The 22,589-nt window shown below is 46.7% G+C and carries 29 protein-coding genes and 4 pseudogenes; 21 read left to right on the forward strand and 12 right to left on the reverse strand.

The genetic code is table 11. From position 1 onward, the window contains the following. The first annotated feature begins 11 nt into the window (after nt 1–11). A complete protein-coding gene (locus ACKXF7_RS07510) occupies nt 12–521 on the forward strand; it encodes a ferritin (RefSeq protein WP_423742620.1) in 510 nt (169 codons plus the stop codon). Nucleotides 522–645: 124 nt separating this feature from the next. Further along, nucleotides 646–804 carry a nitrous oxide-stimulated promoter family protein gene (locus ACKXF7_RS07515; protein WP_423413573.1) on the forward strand — a complete coding sequence of 53 codons (159 nt, stop codon included), beginning with the start codon at nt 646–648 and terminating at the stop codon, nt 802–804. 78 nt (nt 805–882) lie between these two features. On the opposite strand, the gene ACKXF7_RS07520 is transcribed toward ACKXF7_RS07515, so the two are convergent. Both ACKXF7_RS07520 and ACKXF7_RS07525 read right to left on the reverse strand, forming a co-directional pair. Beyond that, a complete protein-coding gene (locus tag ACKXF7_RS07520) occupies nt 883–2,220 on the reverse strand; it encodes an FMN-binding protein (RefSeq protein WP_113621370.1) in 1,338 nt (445 codons plus the stop codon). Nucleotides 2,221–2,454: 234 nt separating this feature from the next. Then, nucleotides 2,455–2,661: pseudogene (locus ACKXF7_RS07525) on the reverse strand (PfkB family carbohydrate kinase); the annotation flags it as partial. A 581-nt stretch (nt 2,662–3,242) separates the two neighbouring features. Between ACKXF7_RS07525 and ACKXF7_RS07530 the strand changes: the two are divergent. From ACKXF7_RS07530 to ACKXF7_RS07575, 10 genes and pseudogenes are all read left to right on the forward strand, one after another. Beyond that, nucleotides 3,243–3,776 carry an RNA polymerase sigma factor gene (locus tag ACKXF7_RS07530; protein WP_423742585.1) on the forward strand — a complete coding sequence of 178 codons (534 nt, stop codon included), beginning with the start codon at nt 3,243–3,245 and terminating at the stop codon, nt 3,774–3,776. Further along, entirely contained in the window at nt 3,769–4,461 is a 693-nt protein-coding gene (locus ACKXF7_RS07535; protein WP_118659016.1) for a DUF4367 domain-containing protein, read from the forward strand. Before ACKXF7_RS07530 ends, ACKXF7_RS07535 begins: the two co-directional genes overlap by 8 nt. A gap of 181 nt (nt 4,462–4,642) precedes the next feature. Further along, on the forward strand, nt 4,643–5,029 hold the full coding sequence (locus ACKXF7_RS07540) for a hypothetical protein (RefSeq protein WP_146746959.1): 387 nt from the start codon (nt 4,643–4,645) through the stop codon (nt 5,027–5,029). A 106-nt stretch (nt 5,030–5,135) separates the two neighbouring features. Further along, nucleotides 5,136–5,342, forward strand: coding sequence for a hypothetical protein (locus tag ACKXF7_RS07545; protein ID WP_015536772.1), 207 nt, complete (start codon nt 5,136–5,138; stop codon nt 5,340–5,342). Nucleotides 5,343–5,662: 320 nt separating this feature from the next. After that, nucleotides 5,663–6,526 (forward strand): hypothetical protein, encoded by an 864-nt coding sequence (locus ACKXF7_RS07550; protein WP_015536773.1) that lies wholly within the window; start codon nt 5,663–5,665, stop codon nt 6,524–6,526. Nucleotides 6,527–6,542: 16 nt separating this feature from the next. Further along, complete coding sequence (locus tag ACKXF7_RS07555) at nt 6,543–6,854, forward strand: hypothetical protein (RefSeq protein WP_423742586.1); 312 nt, start codon at nt 6,543–6,545, stop codon at nt 6,852–6,854. Continuing rightward, nucleotides 6,829–6,993, forward strand: a pseudogene (locus tag ACKXF7_RS07560) (DUF4368 domain-containing protein); the annotation flags it as partial. The gene ACKXF7_RS07555 and the pseudogene ACKXF7_RS07560, both read left to right, overlap by 26 nt. 283 nt (nt 6,994–7,276) lie before the next feature. Beyond that, a complete protein-coding gene (locus ACKXF7_RS07565) occupies nt 7,277–7,549 on the forward strand; it encodes a helix-turn-helix domain-containing protein (RefSeq protein WP_002593556.1) in 273 nt (90 codons plus the stop codon). Further along, nucleotides 7,509–7,886, forward strand: a complete 378-nt coding sequence (locus tag ACKXF7_RS07570) for a TnpV protein (protein ID WP_005927690.1) — start codon at nt 7,509–7,511, stop codon at nt 7,884–7,886. The genes ACKXF7_RS07565 and ACKXF7_RS07570 overlap by 41 nt, the downstream gene beginning before the upstream one ends. A gap of 29 nt (nt 7,887–7,915) precedes the next feature. Continuing rightward, nucleotides 7,916–8,878, forward strand: coding sequence for a DUF3658 domain-containing protein (locus ACKXF7_RS07575; protein WP_005927687.1), 963 nt, complete (start codon nt 7,916–7,918; stop codon nt 8,876–8,878). Between the two features lie 61 nt (nt 8,879–8,939). Here the strand turns inward: ACKXF7_RS07575 and ACKXF7_RS07580 are convergent, their stop codons facing one another. Further along, nucleotides 8,940–9,746 carry a helix-turn-helix domain-containing protein gene (locus ACKXF7_RS07580; protein ID WP_423742587.1) on the reverse strand — a complete coding sequence of 269 codons (807 nt, stop codon included), beginning with the start codon at nt 9,744–9,746 and terminating at the stop codon, nt 8,940–8,942. Nucleotides 9,747–10,230: 484 nt separating this feature from the next. Between ACKXF7_RS07580 and ACKXF7_RS07585 the strand changes: the two genes are divergently transcribed. The 9 genes from ACKXF7_RS07585 to ACKXF7_RS07625 all read left to right on the forward strand — a co-directional run bounded on the left by ACKXF7_RS07585 (nt 10,231) and on the right by ACKXF7_RS07625 (nt 16,259). Further along, nucleotides 10,231–10,419: a hypothetical protein gene (locus ACKXF7_RS07585; RefSeq protein WP_002304353.1), complete on the forward strand. Its 189-nt coding sequence runs from the start codon at nt 10,231–10,233 to the stop codon at nt 10,417–10,419. Next, complete coding sequence (locus ACKXF7_RS07590) at nt 10,416–10,757, forward strand: DeoR family transcriptional regulator (RefSeq protein ID WP_173772494.1); 342 nt, start codon at nt 10,416–10,418, stop codon at nt 10,755–10,757. The genes ACKXF7_RS07585 and ACKXF7_RS07590 overlap by 4 nt, the downstream gene beginning before the upstream one ends. Further along, nucleotides 10,750–11,046, forward strand: a complete 297-nt coding sequence (locus ACKXF7_RS07595; RefSeq protein WP_002594808.1) for a DUF3847 domain-containing protein — start codon at nt 10,750–10,752, stop codon at nt 11,044–11,046. Before ACKXF7_RS07590 ends, ACKXF7_RS07595 begins: the two co-directional genes overlap by 8 nt. Nucleotides 11,047–11,357: 311 nt before the next feature. Further along, nucleotides 11,358–11,612 (forward strand): CPCC family cysteine-rich protein, encoded by a 255-nt coding sequence (locus ACKXF7_RS07600; protein WP_002594807.1) that lies wholly within the window; start codon nt 11,358–11,360, stop codon nt 11,610–11,612. A gap of 21 nt (nt 11,613–11,633) precedes the next feature. Further along, the gene (locus ACKXF7_RS07605; RefSeq protein ID WP_195371016.1) at nt 11,634–12,038 is read left to right on the forward strand and encodes a hypothetical protein; all 405 of its coding nucleotides are present in this window, start codon (nt 11,634–11,636) and stop codon (nt 12,036–12,038) included. 182 nt (nt 12,039–12,220) lie between these two features. Further along, nucleotides 12,221–13,801, forward strand: a complete 1,581-nt coding sequence (gene mobQ / locus ACKXF7_RS07610) for a MobQ family relaxase (RefSeq protein ID WP_195371013.1) — start codon at nt 12,221–12,223, stop codon at nt 13,799–13,801. Nucleotides 13,802–13,867: 66 nt separating this feature from the next. Next, nucleotides 13,868–14,512 (forward strand): CHC2 zinc finger domain-containing protein, encoded by a 645-nt coding sequence (locus tag ACKXF7_RS07615; protein ID WP_025544160.1) that lies wholly within the window; start codon nt 13,868–13,870, stop codon nt 14,510–14,512. Further along, nucleotides 14,481–15,818 carry a virulence-associated E family protein gene (locus tag ACKXF7_RS07620; RefSeq protein WP_008394605.1) on the forward strand — a complete coding sequence of 446 codons (1,338 nt, stop codon included), beginning with the start codon at nt 14,481–14,483 and terminating at the stop codon, nt 15,816–15,818. Before ACKXF7_RS07615 ends, ACKXF7_RS07620 begins: the two co-directional genes overlap by 32 nt. A gap of 243 nt (nt 15,819–16,061) precedes the next feature. Then, nucleotides 16,062–16,259, forward strand: coding sequence for a hypothetical protein (locus ACKXF7_RS07625; RefSeq protein WP_002595176.1), 198 nt, complete (start codon nt 16,062–16,064; stop codon nt 16,257–16,259). Between the two features lie 11 nt (nt 16,260–16,270). Here ACKXF7_RS07625 and ACKXF7_RS07630 read toward each other — a convergent pair. The 9 genes and pseudogenes from ACKXF7_RS07630 to ACKXF7_RS07670 form a co-directional block, all read right to left on the reverse strand. Further along, a pseudogene (locus tag ACKXF7_RS07630) lies at nt 16,271–16,672 on the reverse strand (DUF4367 domain-containing protein); the annotation flags it as partial. Next, a complete protein-coding gene (locus ACKXF7_RS07635) occupies nt 16,665–16,997 on the reverse strand; it encodes an RNA polymerase sigma factor (RefSeq protein WP_423740977.1) in 333 nt (110 codons plus the stop codon). The pseudogene ACKXF7_RS07630 and the gene ACKXF7_RS07635, both read right to left, overlap by 8 nt. A gap of 11 nt (nt 16,998–17,008) precedes the next feature. After that, complete coding sequence (locus tag ACKXF7_RS07640; RefSeq protein ID WP_223383318.1) at nt 17,009–17,401, reverse strand: hypothetical protein; 393 nt, start codon at nt 17,399–17,401, stop codon at nt 17,009–17,011. 1,112 nt (nt 17,402–18,513) lie between these two features. After that, the gene (locus tag ACKXF7_RS07645; RefSeq protein ID WP_005921293.1) at nt 18,514–18,711 is read right to left on the reverse strand and encodes a helix-turn-helix domain-containing protein; all 198 of its coding nucleotides are present in this window, start codon (nt 18,709–18,711) and stop codon (nt 18,514–18,516) included. Beyond that, entirely contained in the window at nt 18,689–19,189 is a 501-nt protein-coding gene (locus tag ACKXF7_RS07650) for an RNA polymerase sigma factor (RefSeq protein WP_004853592.1), read from the reverse strand. Before ACKXF7_RS07650 ends, ACKXF7_RS07645 begins: the two co-directional genes overlap by 23 nt. A 116-nt stretch (nt 19,190–19,305) precedes the next feature. Then, nucleotides 19,306–20,010, reverse strand: coding sequence for a zf-HC2 domain-containing protein (locus ACKXF7_RS07655; RefSeq protein ID WP_005946129.1), 705 nt, complete (start codon nt 20,008–20,010; stop codon nt 19,306–19,308). Next, a complete protein-coding gene (locus tag ACKXF7_RS07660) occupies nt 20,003–20,515 on the reverse strand; it encodes an RNA polymerase sigma factor (protein ID WP_003533443.1) in 513 nt (170 codons plus the stop codon). The genes ACKXF7_RS07655 and ACKXF7_RS07660 overlap by 8 nt, the downstream gene beginning before the upstream one ends. Nucleotides 20,516–20,760: 245 nt before the next feature. Continuing rightward, on the reverse strand, nt 20,761–20,901 hold the full coding sequence (locus ACKXF7_RS07665) for a Maff2 family mobile element protein (RefSeq protein ID WP_005924798.1): 141 nt from the start codon (nt 20,899–20,901) through the stop codon (nt 20,761–20,763). A gap of 137 nt (nt 20,902–21,038) precedes the next feature. Then, a pseudogene (locus ACKXF7_RS07670) lies at nt 21,039–22,532 on the reverse strand (VirD4-like conjugal transfer protein, CD1115 family); the annotation flags it as partial. Nucleotides 22,533–22,589: the final 57 nt, after the last annotated feature.

Here is a 22,589-nt window from a genome sequence, read left to right on the forward strand (position 1 = left end):
GGAGAAGTATTATGAACGCTAACGTATCTCTTCTGATCAACGAGCAGATCAATAAGGAGTTCTACTCCGCCTACCTGTATCTGGACTTTGCCAACTACTACGCCGCCGTCGGACTGGACGGCTTTGAGAACTGGTACCGGGTACAGGCGCAGGAGGAACGGGATCACGCCATGCTGTTTTGTCAGTATTTGCAGAATAACGGCGAGGGCGTCACCTTTGAGGCTATCGCAAAGCCGGAGTGGGAACGAGGCGACCACATGGCCCCGCTGAAAAGAGCACTGGAACACGAGATGCTGGTCACCGCCAGCATCAATGCCATCTACGCCGCCGCATACGAGGTCAGGGACTTCCGCACCATGCAGATGCTGGACTGGTTCATCAAGGAACAGGGTGAGGAGGAGAAGAACGCCGCTGACCTCATTACCAAGATGGATCTGTTCGGCGGTGACAGCAAGGGGCTGTATATGCTAAACAGCGAGCTGAAGGCACGGGTCTACACCGCGCCCTCGCTGGTGCTGTAAGCCCCGCGTGTCTGCGGGATTTCGCATCAGGCAAAAGGCAGACTACATACAGGTGGCCTGCCTTTTCTTCCACCAGATGGTTAGTGCTGGTTAACTATGTATAAAACAGAAAGGACTTCAGAACTTGAACCAGGAAAAGGAGACCGAAACCGTTACCCTCATGGTGCGCCGGTATTGTTGTGGCGTGCATTGGACAAGGGACGAGGCGCTTTGTCCGGCGTGCAATGCACTGCTGGAATACGCCAGAGAGCGGCGGGACAGCTGCCTGCACGGGAAAATTTAGTGGCATAAATAAGCAGCGCCCGCCGGGAGATCTCCCGGCGGGCGCTGCTGTGTTCAGAGGAACGTTATTTTTCTTGCCTTACTTTGCGGCATCCACCAGCACACCAACGTAGCCGGCAGTATCCACCAGCGTGGCACCGGAAACGGCGTCCACAGCCTTTTCATCTTTGCTCAGAGCCTCGGCGTCGGCAATGCTCATGCCGTTCACGTGGTTCTGGATGGCGTCGTAGTTGGCATCCAGCGAAACGGTGGAACCAGCCTTTTCGGCCATCATCTTGCTGTAGTAATCGGCGTTGACCCGCTTGGACATCAGCACCTTGCCCTCGGCGTAGCCTGCGCCGAAGTCAGAATCGGAGTTGGGCACACCGACGACCCCGGCGTCCGAACCGGCAAACTGGAACTCGTCAATGTAGCTCAGCACGATGGTGTCCCCGGCGGTGGCGACAGCGCCGGAGGTGAAGCACTTGGTGCCGTGTGCGGCCCCATAGACCACATTCAGCTTCAGGTCCTCGGAGCTGCCGTTGAACTCCACGGCCTGCGTGGTCTGGGCGTTTTTGGCGGCATCCACGATGGCAGAGAGATAACCGGCGGTATCCACCAGCGTTGCGCCGGAGACGGCGTCCACAGCCTCGGCACCCTTGGCGGCTACATCCTCCAGCTCGGAGATGGTCTTGCCGACGGCAAAGTTCTGGATGGCGTCGAAGTTTGCATCCAGAGCGACCGTGGAGCCGCCCTTTTCAGCCATCATCTTGCTGTAATAATCGGCGTTGGCCCGCTTGGACATCAGCACCTTGCCCTCGGCGTAGCCTGCGGCAAAGTCGGAGTCGGAGTTGGGCACGGCGGTCACGCCTGCATCGGTGCTGGTGAACTGAAAATCGTCGAGGTAGGCGGCGAGGATGACGTCATCCTTCACCACAGCCACCGCTTCGGTGAAGCACTTGGTGCCGTGGGCGGCAGCATAGGCCTGACCGATTTGGATGCCGCCTTCCACCGGGACGATGGCGGCGGGCTCAGCGGGGGCTGCGGCAGCAGAGTCGGCGGGGGCTTCTTCGGCCAGCTCCACACCCAGTGCGGCGGCAACGGCCTTCCGAACGGCCTTGGTGGTCACCGTGGCACCGGCAACGCCGTCGATGGCGGGGCCGTTGGCGGCCACGACCTGCTTGGACAGCTCTTCCAGTGCAGCGCCGCCGATGCTCTCGGTCTCCTGTGCGCCTTCCAGCTTGCAGTCGGTAACAGTGCCGTTGGCATCCACGGTCAGGGTGGCGGTGACAGCACCGCCAAAGCCTTCGGCAGAGCCGGTCTTAGTCACACCAGCGGCGGTGGAGCTGCTGCTGCCGCCGCAGGCGGCCAGAGAGACGCCAACAACGAGGCTCATGGCCACGGCAGCGCTCAGTTTGCGGATGATCTCCTGTTTCATGGGTCTTTCCTCCAGAGAAAAATCGGTTTGTGTTCGGTCCCCAGAAAATGTCATATCTTTTCAAGGATGTTTACAAAAGATAACATATTTTGTGAGGTGCTGTCAAGAGATTTTAGCACATACTTCGTGAAGAATGATAAATTGGTGTCAATTTGTGACGCTGACGGTATAAAAAAAGCCGGAAACCAACGTGCAGCGGTCGGTTCCCGGCAGACGGAAGCGCTAAGGCGAAACTCAACGCTTGATGTCGTAGTTCATGTTCATCAGGTTGCGGATGGAGCTTACTTCGTCGGTGATGTTGGCATCGCCGTGGATGGTGTGCTTGATGGCGCTGCTGGCCACGGCAAAGTTGATCATATCCATGGCCTTGTAGTCGTGCAGCATGGCGTAGATGAGGCCGCTGGCGAAGGCATCGCCGCCGCCCACGCGGTCGAGGATATTAATGCCGGTTCCGCCTATGCCCATTACCGATTCAGCTTGCTTTGTGACACGAATGTACGGCAACATTTTTATCTGCCGATAACTCAACCTGCGTCAATCGAACGCTGCAATGGAGATGGCGGAGAACAGTTTGCGCGTACGAGCGTTCAGCTCAAGCAATGCTTCGTTCTCTCAGCACATCTTCATTGTAGCTTAGGTTTGGGCATCTGTATAGCTCACTGGCTGTGAACTTCTCAGAACCAACACCATTGTAGCAAGCAGGGCTTTTGTCTATACAAACGCCATTTTTGCGTTGCAAAATGCTTGTTGGGCTGTGCCCAATCCCCTTCATTCTGCACCGTTCCGATGCAGGCTGCGCGTTTTTTCAAAACGCTTCTATTTATATAAGGTAGAGTTTCAAGACAGTTGCGCTCTGCAATTTTGATGGAGACATCTCAAGCCAAACGAACAGCCAGCAACGGCCTCAACGGTAAGTGAGGTCATGATGCTGGCTGTTCTTCGTTCAGAACGGAAAACATTCGACATTTCCGCTGGTTCATGGTACACTACATCCAATCCATGCGAATCCGTTGGAGGTGATTGTGTTGCTTTCCCTGTACTTAGCTGTTCTTGACGATCAAAGCAAAGAAGAACAATTTATAGATGTATATAATACCTACAAACGGCTGGTCTACCATACCGCTTACAAAATTATGGGCGATTCGTATCTGGCAGAAGATGTACTGCAAGAGGTGTTTTTGTACGTTGCCAAAAATTTTTCTAAAATTCATCGAGAAAACTGTCACGAACTCGCTGCTTATCTCGTTAGTTGTAGTAGAAGCCGTGCATACGATATGCTTCGCAAGCAGCGGGAAGAACCGCTGGAAGAAATCCCGGACGCACCAGATGATGCCCCAGTGCCGGATGATGCAGTAGTCAGCACCGATAACATCCAACACCTGACAGAACTGATCGGACAGATGAAACCAATGTATCGTGCCCCACTACGTCTTTTGGCAATGGGCTACACCAACCGGGAGATTGCCGAATCGCTTGGACTGACGGATGAAGTGGTTCGGATGCGGCTTTTCCGTGGAAGAAAACTATTGTGGAAGGAGTTGAACAGCCATGAGTGAGAGAGCAGAAGTTTCTTTTGATGCTGCATTGATGATGGCACTCCGTGCAGATGCACAAAAAGAGCTGGATGAGCTGCCAAGTCCGGCCCAGCTTAAGGAACGCTACCCGGACACGTCCCGATGGGATGCTCGCCTGCAAGCGGCGTTGCATAAACACCGCCCTGTGCTGAAACGAGTGCTTATTACGGTCCTGACGCTGGTAATTTTAACTCTCGGCGCGCTTGCAGTAAGTGCAGATTTCCGCAGGGCAGTCTATACGATGATTCAGAAGTTCATGCCCGTTGAGATGCAACTGACATATCAGGTGGATGGCGAGCCGTTGGAACAGCTTCCGAATGGATACAGCGACCACTATGTGCCGGATGGATTTGAACGAGATTATGAACAAGGGTATGATAACGAAATATCCTTTCTTCATGCCTATGTTGATGTCAATGATAAGAACATCTTTTATTATGTGGACTGTTCCGTAATTCAAGACTATGGACAAGTCGAAACTTTCGACAATGAGCATACGGTTTATGAGCGCATTAAAATTGGAACAGCCGATGCAACACTTGGAACGAGTAATAACGGAGGACGTACAGGATATGTGCTAGTATGGGAGAAAGATGGCATTTCGCATACGATTATTGGAAAGATATCGCATGATGAGCTTCTAAGAATTGCGGAAAGCATTTCCTGATTTGTCAAGACCTTGCCGACACACTTGTGATTGTTTACAAATGTGTCGGCATTTTTTGTACAAATATACAAAGTTGATAAAATCTCGAAAATTTTTCAAAAAAGCTGTCACAAACACAATGTGAACTACGTTGACTGAGCAAAAGCTCCTGTTGGAGTACACAAAATGGAGGTTATGTCTTATGTCCAAAAAGCGTCTTGTCACTCTCATTCTGTCAATCGGTATTTTTCTGAGCCTTGCCGCAACGGTTTTTGCTGCTGGCCAACCTAGGCGGTATAACGAAAACAGCACTGTCAAAGGGACGATTTCTCAAAGTTTTTATCAAGTTAATGCCAAAACTGATGTTGCGGTAAAGCGCATCACCGTCACTGGAACGCTATATGAAAAAGGAACATTCGGTACGTGGCAGAAGGTAAGCAGCTGTTCTAACACCAGTACATCTTCTTCCTGCTCAGCAAGCAGTAATTATAATACAAAGCCCGGAAGATCGTATCGCCTTGAATGTTCAGCAACATTCACTTATTCAAATGGGCAGAGCGAAACTATCACATCAACTGCCAGCCATTAAATGATTTTATAAAAGAGCGATTTTGTTAAAAAGAGGTGATGCTAATACAGCATCTACCGGCATCGATTAACACGATTGAACTAAACTAAAGGATTCATTAATCAAAATGACGAAAGAAGAAATCATTTCCATGCTATCAAAGGAATTGAACAGTGAATGGACGAATGGAGTCACATGTTTGATGGTGGAAAATTCCGATAGCTATATTCCAGTAATAGTTCATCACAATAAAAATGAACTTATTGTTGAAGTAGTAGAACAAGACAAGAAGATTTACCGCATCGGACGAAATGAGCTAAATAAAACATCTTAGTCATCACCAAAAAAATCATTGAAATCAGTCACAATTTGACGCATAGAATATGAATTCAAACTTGATATGAGGTGATTCCAATGCAGAACTTAAAGCATTAACCATTTTGCGCATGTACATTCAGACGGTGAAGCTCAAAAGGTTTGATTGTTCTGAAGGAATCACACACATCTTTGTAACGGCATTTGCTGTCGTAAACGTAAATATCATCTGAAAACTTTACAGCATCAGCCGGATGTTATGGAATCACTCATTCGCAAATAATATTAGTTATATTTGTTGGACGATAATCTCTTTAAGAAGAAAGGAAGTGTAGAACAATGAAAAAAGTCTATCAATCTTTTATCTCGATACTTTTAGTTTTTTCTTTATTAGCCAGTATGACATTAACTTCTTTTGCAACCGCAAAAAATAATAAAGTGGGTGATAAAGTCACCTTATATGAAGATCATGAAACAATCGTTGAAATGTATACCGACCTTTCGGGAAACCGCATTCTGAATCAATATCTGAATGGAAAGCTTATACAAAGAGACACCCTCCTGACATCAAGCCCTAATAGTATAAAACGTGATTTTTTCGATGATAGTGTTACAAGAAAGTCATCAAGCGACGTTATTTATATTGAACAGTATGGTAAATTAACCTCTGACAATAATGAGCGTGTACAACCTTGCGCTGTGCAAACAGCAGGAACAATCAAATATCGCGCTGCTTTAGATACAGGATATATTTATTATGGCTTGAAGTGTACATATGATACAAAAAATCTTGGATCCACGACATACACAATCAATAATTTTGTTGGAAGGATGGTTGATTTAATTGCACTTGTTGTGGGCGCATTGACGTTACCGAATATTGTTGCAGAAGCATTTTTGGACGCACTTATTAAGGGACTGGGAATTACGGTTGCTAGCGGTATGATTAAAAATGCCGTTACGGATACTGTCAGCTGTATAAAAACACAGTATACATGGAATCTTGTTGATACGACAGCAGCTTCGCATCAGAAAAATGTTTACGGATATAAATATTATATAACAGATGTGAAGTCTGCCGCAAAAAACAACAATTACTACGAAGGCTATGTTCCGAAAGACTGGAAAACGCAGTCTCTTGCTGTGAACTTTCACAATGAAATGTTCACTTATAATGCATGGAATGTTGTAGGATGGGCGTAATGCCGAGGAAGTGCAAATGTCTTTAAACAATCAAGAAAAATTTGTCAATAGTTTTTGGGTGATTATTCTTTTAGTTGCTGTTGGAATCTATTTTTGGGTGATTCCTAAAAATTCAATCGCAGAAGCGTATAGCAAGAAAAAACACTACAACTTGAAAAAGACATCAAGATTCTTGGCTGTTGGTTTTTGGATAATAGCGATTTCTTGTGTTCCAGTGCTGATTTCGCTGTGGTTTGATACTCCTTGGATCTGCATTATATGTGTGATTCTCTTGGTACTGGGGACATCTGTTCTACACGATTATTGTCCGCAAGCACCTTGCCTTTGAAGAACTGACCCCCACTCTCTTGCGGGAAATGATCGAGAAAATTGTGGTGCATGAGTGCAGCTATGATGAGAACGGCACCCGCAGGCAGGACATTGAGATTTATTACAGCTTTGTCGGCAAGATTGACTTGCCCGAATAACCGCCCGACCTATCCGACACAATGGCCAAGTGTCGGATAGGAACGGCAAAATTTTTTGCACTTCTATTGCTTCTTTATCACACATAAGCAAAGAGTCAGGGTATGAAGCAGTTCATGGCTAATTAGTTGGAACAAAAAACGAAAGGAAAAGCACAATCCAGACGGTATCAGCGGCAGGCTACAAGAATAAATTGTGATTTCACAAGATTGGTGCTATAATAAGAGAAAAGTTCCTGCCGGGGCAGCCGCCCCGGTGGTATAGATAGAAAGGCAGGAAAACAATATGCACATCAGCTATAAGCCACTCTGGCACACACTGTTAGAGCGTGATATGAGAAAAGAGGATTTAAGGCTTGCCGCTGGTATGACAACAAATATGATTGCCAACATGAGCAAAGAGGGAAAGCACATCAGCATGGATACATTAGCCCGTATCTGCGAAACGCTGAATTGTGAGATTACCGATGTGATTGAGTTAGTACCAGACGAGCCTGCTTCCACAGGAGGTAAGGAACATGAGCGAATTGAAACCAAGAATAACGGAAAACGGAATTGATTATATCCTTGTCGGAGATTATTACATCCCGGACTTGAAACTGCCGGAGGAACACCGCCCTATCGGAAAGTACGGACGGATGCACCGGGAATATTTAAGGGAAGTCCACCCAGCCAGATTGAATACATTGATACTGACCGGGGAATTGTGGACATATCTTGCAGACCTGAACGAACAGGCACAGGAACGGTTAGACACCATCATGGAGCAGATGAAAACTGCCGAGGGCGTAACCGAGGAATTGAAGCGTACCCACCAAATGGAATGGGTGCAGCGTTGCAATAACATTCATAACCGGGCAGAAGAAATTGTTTTGCATGAGATGATTTATTCATAACGGGAGCAATTAAATCGGAGGTATATAAGATGATTGAAATTGTATTTGGTGAAAGTGCCTGTGGAAGTTTGAAAATTGCCCAAACTTACGGCAAGGGAAAGTATAGAGGAAGTGCTGTTTCAATATTTATGAGGCATGAAGACGGGAGTGTTCCATCTTCAGATGAAATGAAAAAAGCACAGCTTCAAGCACAGGAACAAGAACGCATTGCTTGGGAGAATGCTATTCCATTGGGAGGCAAGAGCTGTGATGTTTATTGTTTTGATATGGCTCTTAGTGTGGGAGATATTTCTGATAATGGAATTGGCGAACAGCGGAAAAATGTTTTCAAGAAAATGCTGTCTGTCTGCTTTGTAGAGGATTTAGATTATCAGGTTGAAGAAAAAATACAGAAAATTAAAACTACATTGACCTCAGTGATTGAACGATATGTAGCTGGGGAAGAAATTCGCATTTGGTATAGCTATAATCCAGATGAGCTTTGTGGTATGTATTGGCTTATGAAACAACTTCAACCCTTAAACTGCCAGACAACAATTTATTTGGTTAAGTTACCTACATGGGAATATGGAAAAGAAAATACTATGACATCCAAAATAGCATGGGGCGAGGTCTCTCCTGGCGAATGGGGAAACTATATAACTCTACAAGAGAAAGCTAATCCTGTATTTCTTTCAGCTTGTGCTATGAAATGGAATCAACTTCAAAATGAAAATGCACCTTTGCGTGCAATGTTAAATGGTAAATTGCAAAGCGTTTCAGAAGATATATATGATAGTTTCATTCTTCGTGAAATTGCGGAACAGCCAGAGCAATTCAAAATGGCTATTGTCATAGGTAATGTTTTAGGAAAATATCAACTTGGAATTAGTGATGTATGGATTTCCAATCGCATTGATAAAATGCTTGAAGATGGTGTGTTGGAAATTATACAGGACGCACCAAAGGGAGAAACAAATTATCGCCGAATATTAAGAAAACGAATGAAGTAATAACCACAGCACAAACCGCTGCTACATGGAAGCCAACAAACCATGCAACAGCGGTTTTTCTTTACCGTTTTTTCCTCTGGTTGATAGGCGTTCCCGTTTTCTTTGATTTTTGGAGAATCCGAATAAGCCAGCGAAATTCTTCATCTGACAGATTTTTATAGTTGATACCGAGCTGCTTGCAGTAAAGCACTGCCAGTTTTTCCAAACGGCTGCCCTTGAAATTTTCGACCGCTTCCAGATTTTCTTTCAGTTCATTGGCAACAGTGGTCTGGGGCGCACTCTCACTATCCTTTTTATGGGTTTCCCGAATATCCCGGATAATCAGGTTTAGGTCATCCAGAACCATGTGGCTGAAATATTCATCATCACTGATATGGGCGGCTTGCAGCACTTTCAAATGTGGGTCATCTTCGCCAGGGCGATACCGTTCTATGATTTCATGTCGGACAGTATCGACAAGGGTGTTGAGGTTTTGAATCTGCATGGTGGCAATCCCATCCACATAAATCTCAATGTCCGCAAGAAACTTGATAAAGTCCTTATGGGTGGCAAGTTCGCAGAGCAGACGGTTGTTGATCCGACCGCTTTTCAGAAGTGCAACCATTTCATCGTTCAAATGCAGCTCCGTCAGTGGCGTGTTGATCTGCTCCCGGTTCTCTGTCCGGCAAAAGAGATAATCGAGGGACACCCCATAAAAATCTGCCAGCAGGATAAGGTTGCCATGATTGATTTCCTTATAGTCATCTTTTTCATAACTGCCAAGAGCCGATTTTGAAATACCTGTTTGCTCTTCCAGTTCTTCCAGTTTTAATCCTTTGTTTAATCGTAAATCTTTTAGCCGTTCCTGTATTGTAGTAGCTCCGTTCATTGAAGCAGTTCCCCCTTTCTAACGACATTTATAACCGTTGAATTGATTATACCATATCAATTCCGCAATCGTGGAAATTTCTGATTTTTACCCCTAATTCCTACTTTGTGGACATACGGCACAGGGCACAAAAATGTTCTATGATACAGGTAGTTCATCGATGGATTATTCCAATCGAATGACCAGCCTGTGTGGGATATGCTTCCCCGGCGATGTAGTGCCATGACTTTTGGCAGGGATATGGAGGAACCCTTACCAAAACGAGCATACCAAAGGGAGCGATACGCCGCTGTGAGATTCAGGGGAGGAACGACACCGGGGAGAACTGGCGAACTGACACCGAAATGATACCGAAACACGACAATCTGATAGGGGGATAGTCTACCCTATCGCTGATACTTCGGGAGATTTTAGGCGGCTCTATGGCTGTAATTTTGCAGAAAATCGCCCCGAAACCATACACGAAAACGGGAGGAAGCGCAATATGCCGAGAATGAGCAAAAAGAGGAAGCATGAGCTTTCTTTTTACCTCAATGACCGGGGGCGTGTCACTTACAACGAATTATGCCGGAAATGCCAGCATGGGTGCAAGCAGAGCTTCCGGGCGGTTGTGATTGACTGCCCCCGTTATTTATCCAAACGAGCAAAGAAAAAGGAGGAACACACCGAATGAATTTTGAATTTATGACGATAGACACACCATTGCCGCCCTGTATGGCTTTTCCAAGAGCGTTGACAGGGTTTCCAGTCAGCAGCACCGCAAAGGTCATGTACTGCCGGATGTTGGACGCTATGCTCTCCAATGGGCAGGAGGACGAGAACGGAATCCTGTTTGTCTGCTTCCCTGTCACAGCCATTGCCGCAGTCCTGTCCCGCAGTCCTATGACGGTCAAGCGTTCTTTGAATGAACTGGAAAACGCCGGACTTATCATGCGGGTGCGTCAGGGCGTTGGAGAACCAAACAGGATTTATGTGCTGATACCGGGAAAGGAGGACGCTGCCCTTGCCTGATACCTCAAAGCTGGAAAAACTCAATCGGGAGTTGGAGAAAAGCGAAAAGAAACTGCGGAAAGCCATCAATGATGAAAAGGCATTGCAGCACCAGTTAAAGCAGCTTACCCGAAAGGAACGGACGCACCGGCTCTGTACTCGTGGCGGTATGCTGGAAAGTTTTCTGCAAGAGCCGGAACGCCTGACAGATGATGATGTCATGCTGTTGTTGAAACTCATTTTTCACAGGCAGGACACGCAGGAACTATTGAAAAAACTGCTGGAACGGGAGAAACCGGAAACCCCTTAGTTTGCTAAGGGCGCAATTATACACCACCCAGAGGTTGGTGCATTGCGTTCTCCGAAGGCTCCTCGCCGGAGGGCTGTGATTTTCCGCAGTCATGGTCTGCTCCAAATCATACAGGGGACGCTACGCTTCCCCTGCGCTGGCTGCCGCCAGCTACCCTTTTGTGGACTTGCCATCTGGGGACACCTTGCGCTGCAAGCTGTTCCCATCTGACAAGTTTCATAAAATATGCTATCTTTTCGATAATCGATGAAGTATAATAAAGTCAGAAATAAATCAGGAATTTGAGGTCAAGGCTTAAACGGGAGGTTTATATGAAAAAATACCAATGTCCTTGCTGCGGATATTTTACCTATAATGTTCCGGCAAATGAAGATTGTGGGTATATCTGTCCCGTTTGTTTTTGGGAGAATGACCCGTTCATTGCTTCTGATAACGAACCAAGCGACTCTAATCATGGAATAACACTAAAAGAAGCAAAATTAAATTTCTCAACATTCGGAGCTTGTGAAAAAGAAATGGTGTGTTATGTCCGACTACCAAGAGATGATGAAAAAGAAATTTCATAGTAGTGTGTAAAGGAGAATCAAATGAAGCATAAAAAGTTTTTGTTAATTGCACTGATATGTTTAATCGGTATAGGTATTAGCTTTCTTTTGTTTTCTGCTCATAGACCATTCAAAAATTTAGAGGCAGCAGATATTACTTCGGCAAGTGTTCGGTTATCGCCACCTGATACAACAATTCAGATAGTAGAAACAGAGGAATTAGTATCATATCTCAATGAGGTAGTTATTTACAATAAGGACAACTCATATACAGAATATGACGGACAAGCAGTTATTTTCACTCTGTCTTTGGCAGATGGTTCTCAAGTGGAGATTATAGCATACAATCCATTTATTATAATTGACGGTATTGGTTATAAATGCAAATATGAACCTTGTGAAGCTCTTAATCATTATGCTAATGAGCTAATGACAAGAGAACCATAATTTTTAAGTGTACCATCTACCCATCGGGTCAACTTGTCCCGAACTTTTACAGCTAAATATCCGCCGCCCTCACAGCGGCACACCGAGCAGGAAATCTGAAAAAGGTCTCCTGCTTTTTTTCTGCCAAAATGAGGTGGTAAAACGCCACCCCATCCACCAATTACCGAAAGGAGGGACACGAAATGCCCTGCCCACACAACGAAATCACGATTGTTCAGCGCAGCCAGCGGCAGTCTGCGGTTGCCGCCGCTGCTTACCAAAGCGGCGAAAAGCTGTTCTGTGAATACGACCAGCAAGTGAAGCACTACCCGGAAAAGCGTGGTATTATCCACAATGAAATTCTGCTCCCGGCAAACGCCCCACGGTCGTATGCAGACCGCAATACCTTATGGAACGCCGCCGAAGCGGTGGAAAAGCAATGGAACTCCCAGCTTGCAAGGCGGTGGGTGCTTACCATCCCAAGAGAGATACCACCCGACCAGTATGCTGTCCTTGTCCGGGAGTTTTGTGAGCAGCAGTTTGTTTCCAAAGGCATGATTGCTGATTTTGCAATCCATGACCCCCATCCGCCGGGACACAATCCCCACGCCCATGTCATGCTCACTATGAGGGCAATGGACGAACATGGAAAATGGCTTCCCAAGAGCCGCAAGGTTTATGACCTTGACGAAAACGGGGAACGGATAAAACTTCCGTCCGGCAGATGGAAAAGCCACAAGGAGGATACGGTGGATTGGAACGACCAGAAGTATTGCGAAATCTGGCGGCATGAATGGGAGGTCATCCAGAACCGCTATCTGGAAGCCAATGACCGTCCGGAGCGTGTGGACTTGCGTTCCTATGCCAGACAGGGGCTTGATATTGTCCCCACTGTCCATGAGGGGGCTGCTGTCCGGCAGATGGAAAAGCGTGGTATCCAGACGAATATCGGAAACCTGAACCGGGAAATCAGAGCCGCCAACCGCCTGATGAAGTCCATCCGGCAGCTTATCCAAAACCTCAAAGGCTGGATTACCGAGCTGGGAGAAAAACGGAAAGAGCTGCTTGCACAAAAAGCGGCGGAGGAAGCGACACTTCTTCCCAATCTGCTGATGAAGTACATGGAGATACGAAAGGAAGAACGGAAGGACTGGACGAGGGCTGGACAGAACCGGGGGACTTCACAGGACTTAAAGGCAGTCAGCGAAGCCCTGTCCTATCTCCGGCAAAAGGGGCTTTCCACTGTGGAGGACTTAGAAGCGTTTCTGGAATCTTCCGGGAAATCAGCCGCAGATTACCGCAATCAGATGAAGCCAAAGGAAGCCCGAAGCAAAGTGATTGACGGGATTCTTGCCAGCCGGACAGACTGCAAGGAATGTAAGCCTGTCTATGAGAAGTACCAGAAGATATTTTTTAAGAAAACAAAGGAGAAATTCAAACAGGAACACTCGGAGGTTGCCCGGTATGAAAAAGCCGCCGCCTACCTTGCCAAGCACCCAGATGATAAGGACAGCACGAAAAAGGAGCTTTTGCAGGAACAGGCGAAGCTTGTGGGCGAAATCGCAGACTTGAAAGTACCGTTGACCGAGGTGCAGGAAGATTTGAAGAAGCTGCGGGACATCCGCTACTGGGTACGGAAAGCCACACCCGGCACAGAGGAAAGCAAAGAGCCGCCCAAGAAGCAGCCCCTCAAAGAAGTCTTGCAGGATAAGGCTGACGAGAAGAAAGCACAGAAAAACGCCCCGGCGCAGACGAAACACAAACAACAGGATATGGAACTTTAACAGGCACTTGCCATTTTCAGATTGAGAATGATAAGTGCCTTTTCTTTTTTACAAGGAGGAATTGATTTGAATGTATTTGAAGCTGTGAAGCAGTCCGTTACGACAAGACAGGCTGCGGAGCATTACGGAATCCGGGTAAACAGAAACGGGATGGCTTGCTGCCCGTTCCACAACGATAAGACCCCCAGCATGAAGCTGGACAAGCGTTTCCACTGCTTCGGATGTGGTGCAGATGGGGATGTGATTGATTTTGTAGCTGCCCTGTACGGGCTGGGGAAAAAGGAAGCCGCCGCACAGTTGGCGAGTGACTTCGGGCTTGCCTATGAGGACTGGAAGCCACCGGGCAGGGCAAGGAAGCCCAAGCCCCGGCAGAAATCCCCGGAAGAACAGTTCCGGGAAGCAAAGGCACATTGCTTCCGTGTCCTTGCCGATTATCTACACCTCTTACGGGTATGGAAAACCGACTATGCCCCGCACTCCCCGGAGGAAGCGTTTCATCCCCGGTTCGTGGAAGCCTTGCAGAAGCAAGCCCATGTGGAATATCTGCTGGATGTGCTGCTGTTCGGGGAGACAGAGGAAAAAGCGGTTTTGATTATGGACTACGGAAAGGATGTGATACAGCTTGAACAGCGAATGGCAGAGCTTGCAGCCGCAGACGCAGCAAGAACTAAAAAACACCATGAACGCCATGCAGCCGCCCCAGAGCGTTGAGGAAGTAAAGGCAACTCTGGAAACCACCGAGAAAGGCGGCGTCCGCCAGAGCATACGGAACTGCCTGACCGTATTCCAGCGTGACCCTGTGCTTGCCGGGGCAATCGCCTACAACATCCTGACCGACCGCAAGGACATCATAAAGCCCATCGGTTTTCACAGAGAAAGCACAGCCCTGACCGATACGGACATGAAGTATCTGCTTCTCTATCTGGAGGAAACCTACGGGCTTACCAGTGAGAAAAAGATTGAAACCGCCATCGGGATTGTGGCGAATGAGAATAAGTACCACCCCATCCGGGATTTTCTGAACAGCCTTGCATGGGACGGGACTGAGCGCATCCGCTTCTGTCTGCGGCACTTTCTGGGAGCTGATGTGGACGATTACACCTATGAAGCCTTGAAGCTGTTCATGCTGGGGGCGATTACAAGGGCATTTAAGCCCGGAAGCAAGTTTGAAATCATGCTGTGTCTGGTAGGCGGTCAGGGGGCTGGCAAATCCACCTTCTTCCGGCTGCTGGCAGTCCGGGACGAGTGGTTTTCCGATGATTTGCGGAAGCTGGACGATGATAACGTGTACCGCAAGCTGCAAGGTCACTGGATAATTGAAATGTCGGAAATGATGGCAACCGCCAATGCCAAGAGCATTGAGGAAATCAAGTCCTTTCTAAGCCGCCAGAAAGAGGTTTACAAAATTCCCTATGAAACTCACCCGGCAGACCGCCCCCGTCAATGCGTGTTCGGCGGCACTTCCAACGCCCTTGACTTTCTCCCCCTTGACCGTTCCGGCAACCGCCGATTTATCCCGGTCATGGTGTACCCGGAGCAAGCCGAGGTTCACATTTTGGAGGACGAAGCCGCTTCCAGAGCCTATATCAGCCAGATGTGGGCGGAAGCAATGGAGATTTACCGAAGCGGCATGTTCAAGCTGTCATTCAGCCCAGCCATGCAGCGGTATCTCAAAGAACACCAGCGGGATTTTATGCCGGAGGACACCAAAGCCGGGATGATACAGGCTTACCTTGATAAGTACACCGGGGAAACGGTCTGCTCCAAGCAGCTCTACAAGGAAGCCTTAAACCACACCTTTGATGAGCCGAAGCAATGGGAAATCCGGGAAATCAACGAGATAATGAACCAGTGCATTACCGGGTGGAACTACTTTTCCAATCCGAGGATGTTTGCGGAATACGGCAGACAAAAGGGCTGGGAGCGTGAAATCCCGGCAACGGACACCGACAACCCGCCCGAAAAATCTATGGACGGTTTTGTGGAGGTCACAGAGCAGATGGAGCTTCCATTCTGAAAATGACAGCCCGTTGCCGACTTCGTTGCTATCCCGTTGCCGAGCCGGTTGCCGGGGAAAATCCCTTATTTCCGGGCTTTTTTCCCTCTCTGACAACCAAAACAACAGAAAAATAAAAGAAAAGTATAAATAGTAATCAACGCCAGATTGAGATTGTTTGCAAGGTCTTTTGAAGCCCGTTGCCGGACTTCGTTGCCGACCGTTCTCTGTCTGGCTATTTTCATGTATGGAGGATAACTGCCTATGGCGAAAAATAAGACCAAGATTGAAGTGACAACCGTATTTGACGGGGAACTGGACGCCACCGATGTGTTCGTCAGCCTGATTTCCCAGAAATACGGCAAAACAAATACAAAAGAATATCTTGCTAAAAAGAAAGATTTGAAGTATAATGAAGATGAGGTTCAACAGAGCCAGATACCGTCTGGATTGTGTGGGTAAATGGCTATGATGAACGAAATGGAATCGTCCATTTCAAAGCCGTCCGGCACATAATGATCGCTGTATCCATCCGGCAATCGTTCCAACGGTTCGCCGTCCACTTGATACGTCAGCTGCATCTCAATCGGCAAGAACTTCTGAATCATCGTGTAGACTGCCCTGCGGAAATCTGCACTTACTGCAAGCGCGCCGAGAGTTAAAATTACCAGCGTCAGGACCGTAATAAGCACTCGTTTCAGCACAGGGCGGTGTTTATGCAACGCCGCTTGCAGGCGAGCATCCCATCGGGAAGTGTCCGGGTAGCGTTCTTTAAGCTGCGCCGGAGTTGGTAGCTCGTTCAGTTCTTTCTGTGCATCTGCATGGATTGCCATCATCAACGCAGTGTCAAAAGAAACTTCTGTCTGCTCACTCATGGTGGTTCAACTCCTTCCACAATAGTTTTCTTCCACGGAAAAGCCGCATCCGAACCACTTCGTCCGTCAGTCCAAGCGATTTGGCAATCTCCCGGTTGGTGTAGCCCATTGCCAAAAGGCGCAGTGGGTCACGGTACATCGGTTTCATCTGTCCGATCAGTTCTGTCAGATGTTGGATTCCCGAAAAATCAACATGATACTTATCATTCATGCTTTGAATAACAGGATTGCTAGCTTTACGGCTGCTTATGTTAGCAGCATAAGACACAGTATTTATCGAAAACAAAAAACACACTGAAAGAATTAATGATACGAACCTCTTCATAACGAACCTCCTTAAATTCTGTACTCTACTATATAAATTGTGTGCTTCTCATCATCCCAGACAACGAGACTAAAATTCACATCTTCAGAATGTAAAAGCAATGTATTCATTTCGGCTTCCGAGCGTAGTTCCTTATGCTGACTATTATCATAAAGAAAAAAATTTCCACTTGCAATTTCAGGAATCACAAAATCTAATCCAAAATATGACGACACATTTTTTAATATAGAAGATATGGTTGGAGAATCATTAATTTTCTCCCATGAATCGAGTTGATGAATAATTTTGGCTGCATCCACATCGTAGTATACCGCTAACATTATCCCATCATTTTGCAATCCGCCATAAGCCTCATATATCAACGATTCAGAGTATGTTGCTTTTCCAATTTTGAATTGTTTCAAATAATCTCGTTTTTCATATTTGCTTTTTCTTCCAAGCATAAAGCCCAAAAGCAAGCACAGTGCGACTATAGCTAGGTATCGGATAACTCGCGTTGGTCTCGCCTTTATAATTACCTCACACCTTTCTAACTTGCTGAAATATATAACAAACTCCACTTATCTACTGGTACTTCCGGTAATGGTTTCGCTCCGTCCATCGGAATAGCTAAAGGTCGCAGAATACTCAAGCCTATAAGATTTTCCGGGCTTAGTGTTAAAGCTACTGCTCACCATGCAGGTTGAGGTCGTGCTGCTGTTTGAGCAGCTACTTACTTTTTGCCATGTTCCAATTGTCCCCTTTTCATAGAGAACGCCTGAAACGCTGATATGATGAATTTGAATTGGAGTTGCTATAATGCTATAAATTAGAATATTATGAAAGCTCGCCAGACATAAAATCTGGCGAGCTTTCACTTTTCCGTAATGGGATTAGATTGCTGTAGAGCTTGATACAAAAAGATAGATAATGAAAATGCACCACAAAACAACTTCAGCGATTATCAAATACTTCAAGTGTTGCTGCAATTTTTCAGGGACAATTTTTCCCTTTTTCAAAAAAGCGAAAATTGAATCTCGCGCTTTATCGACATCTTCCTGATTGACTTCCAGTTTTAAATGGAAATTTTTTCCAAAAAAGGAGCTGGTGCATCCCATAATATATTGAAAGCAATATCAAAAATGAAGTGACGCTTACGAGTGCTGGCTGGGTCCAACTTATTGCCATAGCTTCTGCCGATGTAAGATCTCTGTAAAAAACAATATCACTTAAACCGGCTACAAACAGCAGAAAATTCCAGCCCAAAAATGTATATAAAGTTTTCTTCATTGTCTATACCTGCAAAACCGTATGCGTTAGCCACCAACAGCTTGGTAATAATCAGTATCCGTCCGGAAAGGTGTGGACGCTCCACTATTATAGTACGACATAGTCTGATGATAGCAATGCGTATAATACGAATAAATTTATTTCAATTTTCCTCCACTCTCATGTCTCTATAATTGATAATCTGTTCCATTTGCTCTACCCTCATTGAAGTTTAATTTGTCAGGCTCTAATTATACAACTTTTCTGTTTAGCGGTCAAAGCGGAACTTCAACAGGCTTTCTATCAGTTGCCTGACGATATGCTCCTGCATATCCGTGTTAATCTGTCCGTCCATTTTCGCACAAGAGCGGACATATCCCGCATAATGGGATAGGACGGCGGCAACAGCTTCCGGGTCGCCCTCGCTTGCCTTAACGATTGTCTCATAGGGAAGTAGCTGGCTCATAGGACAAACCCTCCAACTCTGCCCGTAGCCGCCGTAAAATCATCTGAATACGCCGCCCGGTTGTGTTGCCAGCCCGTCCATATCTCCGTCCAATCTCCCTATGCGTCAATCGTTGGAAGTAGTACAAGAAAATGATTTCCTGTTCCATCTGTGATAGTGCGGACAGGGCTGCGGCAAGCTCTGGACTTTCCAAAAGCACCATCTGACCACAGACGAAAAGCGGATAGCTGGTCATGCCGGATTGCTCCGCAAAGTATTTATCTGTGGTACTGAATGGATAGTGTTTTTCTTCTATCAGATATTCAAGCGAGATTTCCCGCTTGCGGCGGCTCCGTATGCTCCGGGCTGCGTCTATGGCAGCGTGGCGAATAACAGTCTTGCAAAAGGCATCGTGTGTATGCCGGATATGTTCTTGATACTTTTCGTGTTCGGTCATGGAAAATCCCCCTTTCTGAATAATGGCAGAGGGCGGCAGCATCTTGTGCTGTCGCCCTCTTGATTACCGAACAGCAAAGACGGGCGGGGCTGTCAACGGCGGCGCATTTGCGCCGTTCATCTTGACCGTTGACAGGCTCGGCTGGGTTTGCTATCTGCTCACGGCAATTCACTCTCATTGATAGGAATTGCCTCAAGTTCCGTATTCAAATTGTTCCAATAAGAGCCGATATCCGCACTTGTGAAATACTTAAAACCGCCTGCTGCTGACTTCAATTCGCCGTTTTTAACCCCATAGCAGGCGTAAATCAAATCGTAGCTTGTTCCATCTGAGAGGTTAAATCTAAAGCTGGTCACATCTGCTCCGGCAGTTTCCTCAGTCGTTTTGTCTTTTAGGGATAAGCCCTTGAACTTATCATACAGGGTCTTTATATCATTTTCAGCAACAACTACTTTCTTTTCTGCTGATGCAGGCACTCCGTCATAGTGGTACATTTCAACGTTTTCGACATCTTCAACCTCAAATGGGAAGTCGATTTTGACAGGCTCATAAGCAATGTTTATAGGTAACAGAAAGAGAGCTGTAAAAATTGCAATGATACAAAGAGCGATGGAAACGAGAACAGCAATCGTTATCTTTTTTCTGCCTCTCTGCTTTTCTTTTGCCTCATGGCGCATAATAACGCTTTCGCTTTCTTCGTGAAGAACATCTTCGCTCGTGTGAGAAAGTAATTTCTGATAAATTGCGTTACAGTCAGCACAGGCGTTCAAATGCTCTTTTACCATCTCTGCGCTTGCTTCGCTGCAAGCACCGTCAACATACAGCGGAAGAATATCTCGAACAATATCGCATTGTTTACTCATGCTTTTCATCCATCCTTTCTTGAATTTTTAGCTTTGCACGATGATAAGTAACTCTCGCCCATGATTCTGTTTTTCCAAAAATTGCAGCGATTTGTGAAAAAGATAGTTCCCCGAATACGCGAAGCTGAAAGACTTCTTTGTATGGTTCTTCCAAACGGTGAAGAACGAGGTGTATGCGGAACGCCATGTCAGAATCTGCAACTGAGTTCTCAACATTTTCATTTGATGGCAAGTCATTGATTTCACTCACATCAGCTACTCGCTGACGGCTTCGCATTTCATCATGGTAAAGGTTTTTTGCTATGGAGCAGAGCCATGTCAATTCATCTGACTTACCTTTGAATTGTGATGTTGTAGAGACAGCCTTATAGAATGTGTTCTGCGTGATTTCCTCTGCTATCTCACGATTTTTGGCAAGAGAAATAGTATACGAGTATACCTGTAAATAGTAGGCTTTATAGAGCTTTTCATAGTCCATACTTGTCATCACCTCCTTCAGCTTCATAGGTTAGACGGAGAAATCGGAATTTCGTTACAAAGAAGTTTGAAATTTTTATACCTTTACGCTACTCTTGCTTTGTGCGGACTATTGGTAGACGCGCATTAACGGCAAGTAAAGAGATTGCTGTGTCAGCTTGATATGTTCAAATGCTAATTAAGTATAGCATACAGCTATGAATTTTTCTATTGCGTTCCCCTGACTTCGGAATAGTGGCAGGGCTGGCTATCCTTGTTTTGCTTTGTGCTTCTCTACCGTACATGAGCATTGGCCGAGGGGTTATCACCGCCGTAGCCCTCCATGAGGTTCACGGCACCCCACACGCCCAGACCGGCACCCAGTGCCACAACCAGAGTCTTCAGAACGTCCACTGCGCTGTTAAAGAATTCCATAGAAAAATCTCCTTTGTTTTGAAAAAGCGACCCTGCACACACCTGAAATCCGTTTGCAAAAAGCCGAAAACCACGGCGAAGGTTGATTTTCCGGTGTACCTGTTGGGTCAATGGATAAAAAATAACCGCTCGTCTTATCAGGCGAGCGGGAGTGAATCAGCATCCACCATGATGAAGGTATCATCCGGGTGGATTTTTTCTTTTCGATTCAAGAACTTCTCGATATCGAGGGCGTTCTTGGGGTCATAATCAGAGGTGTACTTGTAGTTCGGGTGCTGGGTCAGGTCGTACTTGTCGCTCAAAAATGGGCGCACACCACGAAGCTGCAGGATGCACTTGCCGCCATCCAAAACTGCCAACTCATCTCGGCTCATAAGTTCGTGACCGAGTTTTTGATAGTTGGTTCCATAGCTTGGGCTATTGCCACGGGTATCAGAATTGTTGTAGCTGTCGATTGTTTCTTTCCCTAGTGCTTCAGACAACTCTTTCAGGGTGGTAGGCTCGCTGCCGCCGAGAAAAATCTGGCTGTCCATGTTGCCCACGATGGTATCCGCATTGTCCTTGTAGATGGCTTTCAACTGGCTTCTTGCCTGCAAAACAAGGCAGGCGGAAATCTCACGGCTGCGGATGGTCGCCACCAGCTTTTCCAGCTGCGGAATCTGACCGATGTTAGCACACTCATCGATCAGGCACCGCACATGGACTGGCAGTTTGCCGCCGTATTGGTCATCTGCCTTATCACAGAGCAGATTGAAAAGCTGTGTGTAGATCATGGAGATCAGGAAGTTAAATGTACTGTCCGTATCGCTCATGATAAGGAACAGCGCCGTTTTCCGGTCACCCAGCTTGTCCAGTTCCAGCTCATCGTACATGGTGGCATCCCGGACTTCCTGAATATCGAAGGGTGCGAGCCGGGCACCGCAGGAAATAAGAATCGACTTGGCCGTTTTGCCGGCAGCTAGCTTGTAAAGTTTGTACTGCCGCACGGCAAAGGATTTTGGCTTCTTCTTGCCCAGATCCTCAAACAACAGGTCTACCGGATTCTGATAAGTTTCATCGTCCTCAGACACCTGCATAGTGTTTAGCATTTCCAGCAATGTTGCGAAGTTTTGCTCCTCGACAGGGGCTTCGTAGTGGAGGTATGCGATCAGCGAAACGAGCAGAAGCCGTTCCGCTTTGTCCCAGAATGGGTCGCCGCCCTGACCTTCACCTTTGGTGTTGGTCATCAGTGCGGTCACGAGTTTCAGAACATCCTTTTCACTGTGGATGTACGCCATGGGGTTATAGCGCATACTCTTGGAAAAGTTGATGGTGTTGAAGAATTTTAGCTTGTAGCCGTGCTTTAACAGGGCTTCTCCACATTCCACGCCGATACTACCTTTCGAATCTGTAACTACGAATGATACCGGAAAATTCTTGGAATCACATTGCAGCAGATTCGGCTTGATAAAGAACCTTGTCTTACCGCTGCCGGAGCCGCCGACTACCAGCACATTTTTGTTTCGGGCATTCTTGGGGTCCGGCGGGCGGTTGGACATCATCAGGCGTTCTGTTTTGGTCAGAATGATATTGTCCTCAAACTTCGGAGCCATAAACGGCTCGATATCTTTGGGTCCGCCCCATGAAGCGTTTTGTCAAGTGCTTTTTTGAGTTATTGACGCAAATTATCGTGAAAGTGCGAAAGTGCA

Source organism: Faecalibacterium sp. 7, from assembly GCF_049562865.1.
Classification (GTDB): Bacteria; Bacillota; Clostridia; order Oscillospirales; family Ruminococcaceae; genus Faecalibacterium; species Faecalibacterium wellingii.